General features: G+C 54.2%; 8 protein-coding genes. 1 reads left to right on the top strand and 7 read right to left on the bottom strand.

Annotated features, from left to right (window positions below; genetic code table 11):
• Positions 1–68: 68 nt before the first annotated feature.
• Entirely contained in the window at positions 69–881 is an 813-nt protein-coding gene (istB, locus tag VNZ65_RS04600; RefSeq protein WP_325666523.1) for an IS21-like element helper ATPase IstB, read from the bottom strand.
• Positions 871–2,373, bottom strand: coding sequence for an IS21 family transposase (gene istA, locus VNZ65_RS04595; protein ID WP_414649047.1), 1,503 nt, complete (start codon positions 2,371–2,373; stop codon positions 871–873). The genes istB and istA overlap by 11 nt, the downstream gene beginning before the upstream one ends.
• A gap of 58 nt (positions 2,374–2,431) precedes the next feature.
• Between istA and VNZ65_RS04590 the strand changes: the two genes are divergently transcribed.
• On the top strand, positions 2,432–3,145 hold the full coding sequence (locus VNZ65_RS04590; RefSeq protein ID WP_325666521.1) for a hypothetical protein: 714 nt from the start codon (positions 2,432–2,434) through the stop codon (positions 3,143–3,145).
• A gap of 125 nt (positions 3,146–3,270) precedes the next feature.
• Here VNZ65_RS04590 and VNZ65_RS04585 read toward each other — a convergent pair whose 3' ends face one another.
• The 5 genes from VNZ65_RS04585 to VNZ65_RS04565 all read right to left on the bottom strand — a co-directional run bounded on the left by VNZ65_RS04585 (position 3,271) and on the right by VNZ65_RS04565 (position 9,223).
• Positions 3,271–3,837 (bottom strand): hypothetical protein, encoded by a 567-nt coding sequence (locus VNZ65_RS04585; RefSeq protein ID WP_325666519.1) that lies wholly within the window; start codon positions 3,835–3,837, stop codon positions 3,271–3,273.
• Positions 3,838–4,477: 640 nt separating this feature from the next.
• Positions 4,478–5,662 (bottom strand): MFS transporter, encoded by a 1,185-nt coding sequence (locus tag VNZ65_RS04580; RefSeq protein WP_325666533.1) that lies wholly within the window; start codon positions 5,660–5,662, stop codon positions 4,478–4,480.
• 35 nt (positions 5,663–5,697) lie between these two features.
• Complete coding sequence (locus VNZ65_RS04575) at positions 5,698–6,147, bottom strand: GNAT family N-acetyltransferase (protein ID WP_325666517.1); 450 nt, start codon at positions 6,145–6,147, stop codon at positions 5,698–5,700.
• A gap of 32 nt (positions 6,148–6,179) precedes the next feature.
• Positions 6,180–7,580, bottom strand: a complete 1,401-nt coding sequence (locus VNZ65_RS04570) for a serine hydrolase (protein ID WP_325666515.1) — start codon at positions 7,578–7,580, stop codon at positions 6,180–6,182.
• A 62-nt stretch (positions 7,581–7,642) separates the two neighbouring features.
• The gene (locus VNZ65_RS04565) at positions 7,643–9,223 is read right to left on the bottom strand and encodes an MBL fold metallo-hydrolase (protein WP_325666513.1); all 1,581 of its coding nucleotides are present in this window, start codon (positions 9,221–9,223) and stop codon (positions 7,643–7,645) included.
• Positions 9,224–9,226: the final 3 nt, after the last annotated feature.

Below are 9,226 nucleotides of genomic sequence, written 5' to 3'. Positions count from 1 at the left end.
CTGTTGAGGATTGCTTAAAATTGACCCAGCGTTATCGTCGAAATTTAACCCACCCTTTGACGTTCAAATTACTCCGTGCCTGTGGATAAGTCATCTGTCTGAGGTAGCATTTCTCCTTTCTTGATTGATTTTTTTTGGCCTGTTTTTTGACTTGATCCGCTGTCTCGGAAGCGCCAGGAGTCATTGCCAGTCTCAATAATATGGCAATGATGGGTGAGCCGGTCCAATAAAGCAGTCGTCATTTTTGCATCACCAAAGACCGACGGCCATTCGCTAAAGCTTAAGTTGGTCGTGATGGCAACGCTGGTCCGCTCGTATAATTTCGACAGCAGATGAAACAATAAAGCCCCGCCAGTCTGGCTAAACGGTAAATATCCCAACTCATCCAGAATCACCAGATCCACATACATTAGCCGGTGAGCAATTTGTCCTTGCTTGCCAGCTGCCTTTTCCAGTTCCAATGCATTGACGAGTTCGATAGTCGAGAAGAAACGGACTCTTTTATTGTGTTCTCCGATAGCCTCCACTCCCAAAGCCGTCGCCAGGTGTGTTTTACCGGTGCCTGGTCCGCCAATAAATACCAGGTTGTGGGCAGCGTCGAGAAACGTGAGCGACTTCAATTGCGTAATCAGATTTTCATCAACCTTTGACTCCGTAAGATTGAAGCCGTTGAAGTCACGATGTGCAGGAAACCTTGCTGCCATCATCTGGTAAGCCATCGATCGTACCTCCCGTTCAGCGATTTCTGATTTGAGCAGCTGTTGCATAAATTTATCTGGATCGAAATCGGTCAGGCGTGCTTGCGCAATCAGCTCGGGCCAACTCTGCGCCATGCCATGCAATTTCAAGGATTTTAATTGGCCGATGATTTCATTTGACATTGTCGATCTCCGAAGAAGAGCGTAGCTGTTCATAACGTGACACATTGGCCTCTGGTTCCTCTTGCAACACCAATGGAATAGACAGGATATTTTCTTGCGGTGGCGGCCCCTTCAATCGTCCGAGAACGTTGAGAACGTGTTCACCACTTGGGCGCCCGGACTCCAAGGCGATTTCCACGGCGACCAGCACGGCTTCCAGCCCATGAATGGGAATGACGGACAAGACCTGGGCCATGACCCGGTCGCCGCCTGGATGCTTAAGTAGATGTCGTTGCAGGCTTTGCAGTGCTTCCGGCATGGTGGCAAATGGCGCACCGTTACGTAAGGCTCCTGGTTTCTGGCCAATCAAGGGAATGTAATGCTGCCAGTTGTAGATGGTTTGGTAACGTTCAAAGCTGCGAGGATGCCTGGCAATTTCCCTGCCATCGGCCACCAATACCAGCAGATCTGGATAGATGTGCAGGCTGACCACTCGATGCGCATAAGGAGTCGGCACGCTGTAGCGGCTGCGCATGAAGTGGATCAGGCTGGTGGAGGAAACCCGTACCGGCTGCTCGACATAGCCGTCAAATGGCTTTGGCATCGGCATCAATTGCAAACGCTCATCCTGTAGAACCTCACCTACTGTCATGATTTGCCATTGCGGATGCCGCAATGTGTCCCAGGCATTTCGGCAGCGTTCGGCCAGCCAGATGTTTAATTCGGCCAGCGAAGTCCAGCGCATAGTGCTAGCCTCAATCCAGATTTGCCGACGTCGATCCTGGACATTTTTTTCGACAATGCCTTTTTCCCAGCCGGAAGCGACATTGCAGAAATCCGGCTCAAAAAGGTAATGCCCGCACATGGCTTCAAAGCGGGCATTCACACTGCGCTTTTTACCTTTATGCACCTTGTCCACGGCGGTCTTCATATTGTCGTAGATGCCGCGACGAGGGATACCGCCGAATGCCTCAAATGACCGTGTATGAGCGTCAAACAGCATTTCGTGGCTTTGCGTGTAATACGCTACTAGCCAGAAGGCCCGCGATGAGGCCAGCTTGCAGTGGGCTACTTCAATACGCCGGCGCAATCCACCGATCCACGCATATTCGCAACTCCAGTCAAACTGGAATGCTTCACCATGCGCAAAGGCCAGGGGGACAAAGGCTTTGCGGAGGGGAGCATTCTTTATCTCTACTTGCAGCTTGCGGACATGGACGGCCAGCAGTACATAGCTGCCAGTAAAGCCCTGTGCCTTGATTGCTTCAAACATCGCCTTTGCCGTGCGGCGATCTCGCTTAGGGCGATGCGTGTCAGCTTGGATCCATTGACGCAATTGCTCAATATACGGGTCGACAATGCTTTCACTTTGACGCTCTGCATATTGGGGTTCTGACATTTCCGGCTCTCGCAGCCATCGTCGAACCGTATTGCGTGCCATATTGCAGCGACTGGAAATTTCTCGTATTGAGAGTTTCTCGCGGAAATACATCCGCCTAATCTTGGCTAACATGCCCACTGTGATCACTCCTTGTTCTCCTGCTCAAATACTGAGCAGATGATTCAATCACGTGGGTCAAATTTCAGCGATATTTATTGCCCGAAGTGGGTCAATTTGGAGTGATCGTCAACAGGTGTCGTCAATCGATATGCTGGCCTATTGTGGTTCACGTTTGCTGGATCTAGGTTGTGATCAAGTTGAACTCCCATTGATCGCACACATGCTTGTGTCTATATCTCAATGGGATGTCGATTTAATAGAAGTTTTTTTTGCGAGCGGCACGAAATCTCTGTATAAACCGCATGACGTATTGAAAGACTACGCGACGCAGAGAGGGTGGACAGACGCGAAACGAGTTTCTTTAGACAAAAGCTGGCATCAAGGCGTTATGGATTGCTTCGACGGCGTAGAAAGCTGCCACGCAGCATGGCACAATGCCGCTGGGGATAAGAGTAAAGTAGATAGGATGCTTTGGAGAGCTCAAGCTGCAGTACTCCTGCCAAAAATTGAAATGCACCGCATGGCTCTTGCCCCATTGATTTGCAAGAAGATGAGATTCCCTTATATTAAAGGAGAGTACAAATTTAACGATGTGAATGATGTTGAAATTGGAAATTTAGCCTACTTCGCTTCTGATACGCGTCATATGGCTGCAGGGCCAATTGTTGACTTCGTGAGAAAATTACGCGAAGTACGTAACGATCTAGCTCACTTAAAAGTTCTAGAGGAACACCGAGCTACCGATAGGGAATTGTTGCTACCTTACGATTTAACGCGCCGATAGAAAGTTTCCTTTAATTCAATTCGCTCTCCCGGCGCTCGCTTTGTTTCGGTATTTGGAGCGGTTTGTCTTGTATCAGGTCATCGTCGGGGCGTGTCCAAACGAGCCGTTTCACGAGGCTAATACGATCAGCGCGTCGTGGTTTCGGAAGGCGCCCGTCCATCGAGGTAGGCGCGCAGCTCAGCCAAAACTTCCTGTTGCGCGGTGAGTTTTGCATCGGCTGCCGCCTGCGCCAGCTCAAGGTCACGTACCTGACTTGCCGGCGCTTCTGCCTTCGCGGTCGAGGTGCCGAGTTGCGCATTCTGTGCTTGAAGCTGGATTTCCCTGTCCGCGAGCCGTGTCTCGGCAGCTTTGGCCTGTTGCTCGACGGTCTGGAGTGCTTGTAGCTTTTGTTCCAACCGCCGACTCTGGGCCTGTTGTTCGTAGAGAGCCTTTTGCGCATGCGACAGCTCAGCTACCAGACGCGCGCCTTCCTGGTTCAGGCGTGTCACAACGTCCTGCTTGACGATCAGGCCTTGCTGTAACTGGCGCATCTCCGCCTGCAGTTGCTGGATCTGCTGCTCATGCCGGCGCTGGTCCTGGTCGCGCTGCTCCTTGACCGATTGCCGGTAATGTTCGAGCACCTCGCGTGCATGCTGGTGTTTTTCTTCCAGCGACTGGCAATGCATCACATTTTCGGCCAGGCGCTCCTTCAAGTCGGCTGCTGAGTTGATTGAGCGTAAAAATCCAAGTTCACCGGCAAAAAAATAACTCGCCTTCGATTGCTAAATTGCGCAAGGAACATCGGCTTCTGTAATCTTGACTGTGCAAGATCGAATGCTGGAAACGGATTATTTTCGGACAGATATGCGGTCCAGTTAGAACGCGCAAGAATGCTTTTCCCGTAGACCTTTACGTAAGTAGTTTTGGACCTCGTTTTCCCACATGCAATTACCTAACTTCGCTTTTCCATCATGTTTTTACGTAAATCAGTTTTTACGTGAAGTCGTATGTATTAAATTACCTCATTCATAAAAATCAAAGGCTTAGGTGCATTTTTCCAGTCATAACTTTACGTTAGAGCACTTTCGCATAAGCCCTGCCGTTTTTTTCGCGCAAGACTCACAAATCCCATGATGTGAAAATATTTCGTTTTTTGTGGAAAATATGCGAATACGCTGATCAGAACCCCTATTCTTGCCGGGGACCTCAAAGATATGTATGCTGAAGTTACCACCACTTGAAAGAAATTAATGCTCCAGCGTGAGAGCTGCAATTTTTTCCAGGATGGCAGGCAATAGCTTCATGCCCGATAGCGTAACGCATTCCGGCGCAGACCGCCCGCGCAGCGCTTCGCTAAGTCTTCGCGTAGGAAACAGTAAAACAGGCCGTCAGCATTCCGCATATCGAAGCAACCGCCGCTAGCGCACCGATTCCGCCCCACACAGTCTGGACGCCGACCAAGCCGGTCAGATAACCCAACAATACGGATGACAGCATGCCGCCTAGCTGGAAAACGAGGGAAAAAAAGGACAATGCGCTAGAGCGCAAATGGTCGGGTGTGCATTGATGCAAAAGTGCATTGATGACCGCGCCGGCAATACCCAGGAATAAGGCGGTGACCATCAGGAAAATGCCTAGATCCGTGGCATGCTGGGCCCTAGCCATCATGCACAGGCCGCCTGCCAGGCCGAATAAAGAAAATGCTACGGCCAGCGCAGGCTTGCCGGAACATATCCGCAATACAATAAAAGAAAGCCAGCCGCCAAATCCCTTGACCACCAGCATCAAGGTAAGAAACACGCCGAACATCCAGGTATTGCCGGTCGTCGGCACCATGTTTTTGAGCACTACCGGCCAATAGCTTTCCAGGATAGAGATAATGCCTCCCAGTAGCATGAATCGCAGGATCAGCGGCCTGAGGCTTGTCTCTTGCCAGGCAAAGATGAGTAATTGCCGCAGCTGGCCTGACAACTTCACGGCACCTGTACTGCTCTCGCTACGTTCAGGCTCGGGGAACAGCCGCGGCGTGAGCCACAATAGAAGCAGGAACAGCAAACCGGACAAGCCAAAACCAGCCTTGTAAGGATTGGCAAACAGGCGCTGTCCGAGCAAATCCGGCACAAAGCCGCCCACCAGGGAAAATGCCGCCATTCCCAAGGCGGCAGACAGTTCCGCATAGCCGAGATGATAAGGTATGCGCTGCATCAGGCCGCGGTCGCGCAATACCTCGACATACCACGCATCTACGGTGCCCGAATTCATGGCTCTGGCCATGCCGAAACAGCCGGCGGCGAGAAACAGCAAAGGTTTCTGCTCACACAGGAGCATGATGCCGCAGCCGGCACAATTCGTCAGCAAAGACCAGCGATAGGCTCGGATGCGGCCGAGCCGGTCTGCCAAGGCCCCGAATGGCAGCTCCAGGATCACAGTGGAGAGGCTGAACAAGGCGGCGAACAAGCCGATCTCGAACAAGGAAAACCCTTCATGCACCAGCAGCAACGTCAATACAGGCAGGATCAATCCGAAACTGCCCCACATCAATGCCTGCTGAAAACGGAAGCGCAGATGAACGGTCATGAACCCGGACCCGCGCCGCTGCCGGACTCGAAGACGATATAGTCGCCATCCTCTCCCACGCCTCGCTCCGTCTCCGCAAAGCCGCAGGCGCGATAGAAGGCAGTCGCGCCATGGTTGCGGCACAGGCATTTCAGCGAATATTTCTGCAGCGGCCAACCGGGAAGCGCGGCCAGCAATGCGCGCCCTACCCCCATCCGGTGGTGACCGCGATCAACATACAGATGGTGGATGAAATGGTCCGCATCCCATATCGACACGAAGCCGGCTATCGCCCCCCGGGCATCTTCCGCCACCAGTATGGTTTCACCCCGGGTCTGCTGTTCCAGGTCAGCTAGGCGGAAAGCATCTCCAGCCATCCAGGTATATGTCTGGCGACGCGATGCCAGGAACAACTCTTGCAACACGGCCAAGTCCCGCGCCGCGGCCACGCGGACACTAATCTGCATACAGATCCTTCCTACGTAAAATCATATTCGCTTTAGCTTGGCAAGCTTGCCAGCACATCGGCGATAAAGCGCTCAGTGTCCCAGCTGCCGTCGACCGTCGCCCCCAGCCGGGTAATGACCAGTTGGCGCGACGGAATGATCACCACCAGCTGATGATTGAAACCATCCAGCCTGACCATGTCGTCTGGCAGCGACATGAAATGTTTTTTGCCGTTGCGCGACGCGTTCAGCCACAGGTGAGCGCCAAACAACCCTTCCGACTGGTTGGTTTGCGGCGTCGACATAAAATGGATCCAGTCGCGACTGACAATTTGCTGCCCATTCCAGTTCCCCTGCTGCAGAATCAGCTGTCCGATACGGCTCCAGTCCCTGGCCGACGCCAGCATGTAGCTTCCTCCCACCAGGTTGCCGGCGACATCCGGCTCAATGCTGGCGCTCCGGATCCCCAATGGCTCGAATAAGCGACGGCGCGCAAAACCGACAATACCCAGAGGCTGGTCAGAGATCGCGCGCGCCACCACCTTGGCCAGCAGGACACTGCCCCCGCTCTGATAATTGATGTGACTGCCAGGCGCGTCTTTCAACGGACGGCTGGCGACATAATGTGCCATATCGCCCGATTCATACAGCATGTTTGTGGTATCCGACCCTGGCATATAGTCTTCCTGAAAATCCAGGCCACTAGTCCATTGCAGCAGATTCTGCAGACGTATCCGGCGCCGCGGATCGGCCGGCGACGACCAGTCCGACAGCAGCGCATCCTGCTCTAGAGCCAGTTTGCCATCCTGCACCAGCACGCCTGTCAGCAACGCCGTGACGGTTTTTGTCATCGACCAGCCAAGCAGCGGGGTTTCCGGGCCGATTCCGGCCGCGTATCGCTCTGCCAGCAAGCGTCCTTGATGCATCACTACCAGCGCTTGGGTATTCCTGAGGGAAGTTGCGCTAGGCTCCTGCATGGCCTTGTCCAGCACCTCGCGCAAGCGCTCGTCGTGGCCGGCGGCTTCGCTGACAAGAGGGGTTTCGGAGAGGTGCCGGGCCTCAGGCAATCCAATGCCGGCAGCCTGACGAATCAATGTGGCGGCATCCGTACCCACCAGCAAGGTACAGCCTAGTCCCGGCCGGTACAAAGCGCTGACAGGACGGATAAATCCCAGGCCCGCGGCACGCACGGTCGCGCGGCTGCGGTCGACCCGGTATCGCACCAACAGCAGCAAAGGATTGATCGGCTCGACTTCGCGCCGGAACACCGCGTCGGCATCGCGTCCGGCCACCAGGGATTGCGTGCACAGATAATGCGCCGCATAGCCGGTTGCCGCCGGCATGGCCCAATACAATGCCGCAGCGGCAGCAAGCAAGAGCAGCAAGGCGATTGCCATCACCCCTTTCCAGATCAGCGGAACCAGCCGCCGTTTGCCGCGATAAGATTCAGACATGGCATTCCTTTTTTAAATGATCGTGAGGGATACGGCGTCCAGGATGAACCTGAGGATCGCGCTCATAATTTGATTTCCTTTTTCAGATACAAACGCTCTGACCAGATATCCTGCGCCCTGCAACGTTCGATGAGCTTGTCGGATTCGACGATAGGCAAAGACTGCTCGGTGTAGTCAATGCTGGAAATGAATTTGAGCCAGGGCTCCGCCCCCATGGCATAGATGAACACCTGGCGTGGCGAAAAACACTGAATGAACGGCCATGCGCGCTCGCAATTGGAACCGTTGAGACGGCGGTTCTGGTCGAATTTTCGCCCCAGAGGCTGCTTCAGCAACGCGCCATACAGCCACGACATGGGAGCGCCTTCACATTCCATTCCCAGGAACATGGTATCGATGCGGCCGACGATTTTTGCAACGCGCTGATACAGCTCTGGCTGCAGATTGTCAGAATCAGCCGCGAACAGCAGGCTTTTCCCGGCAACTTTGAGCGCAAATGCCATTTTGGCAGCGATATGCAAATCGCCGTGTTCGCCGAGAAACGGCAAGGCGACAATCTCGCCGCCAGGAACGGCTACCGTATCCATCTCCCCCACTTCGATGATTCTTTCGAAACCGCATGCCTGCAAGGCAAGTTTGATGGAAGGATCCTGCAGGAAGCCGACATGGCTGCGCGGCACAATCAGGGTGCCGATCCGGTGGCGCAGCTGCAACAGGCTTTCCAGAACAATGTGGTCCTGGTGATTGTGGGTTAGCAGGACATAGTCGATGCGTTCGGGCAGATCGGAAAAAGTAAAGGGATCGCTGCCGGGTTCGAGCGGATAGCCGACGATGGGATCGGTCATCAGGCTGAAGCCAGCGCTTTCCACCAGCACGGTCGCATGGTTGAAATAGCGAACCCGCACCTGACCGGCGGCGCGCTCAGGCGCAGCCGGACGCGGCAAAGGCGGGGCATCCGAGAACCAAGCCTCCACCACCGCCCGCTTCGCCGCGCCTCCTTCGACATGTTCCAGCAATGAATCGACCAGCGCCGGGCTCGCGCCATCAATGCGGGATGCAAACAAGTCATCGTACAGTGCATCTCGGAACGGCAATCGGATCCGCGCCATATGTTCCTGCGCCGTCCTGGGCGTACTCATCATGAAACTGCGGTCATCGCTGCTGGCGAGAAAACCATTGACGCTTTGCAGCGCAGGCAGGTAATACTCGCTGGCATACAGCAGGCTTTCAATGAAACGGACTGAAGGATGTCCATGCAGATCGTAGCCAAGCTCTACCAGCCCCCGGAGCGCAACGGGAATTTGCGCGTACAGCGGCGCAAGGCTGTCGCCGTCCGCCTTTTCAGCCAGCAAGGCATCGAGATCACGGACTGCATCCGCCAGTTCCAGCAATGCGGCGCACTGCACCTTGCTGCCGGCGATCAAGCTCTCTATCGCACCGACCATTTCCTTGCCGCCGTTCAGAAACGGTCCTCCGGCCATCTTTTCAGCCGAACGCTTGTGCAGCTCGGGGGCCTTGACAAAGGATTCCATGATACGCAGTTGCGAATTCTTTAGCAGCATGGCATAGGTCGCCGGCTGCAACAGGAAAGTCCAGGCATACCATTGGTTGATCAGGGGCTCGAACACAACATTGGATTTCAAGTA

The organism is Collimonas sp. (assembly GCF_035566555.1).
GTDB lineage: Bacteria > Pseudomonadota > Gammaproteobacteria > Burkholderiales > Burkholderiaceae_D > Collimonas.
Note: the sequence above shows the minus strand (reverse complement) of the source record. Positions and strands in the feature narration are given on the sequence as shown.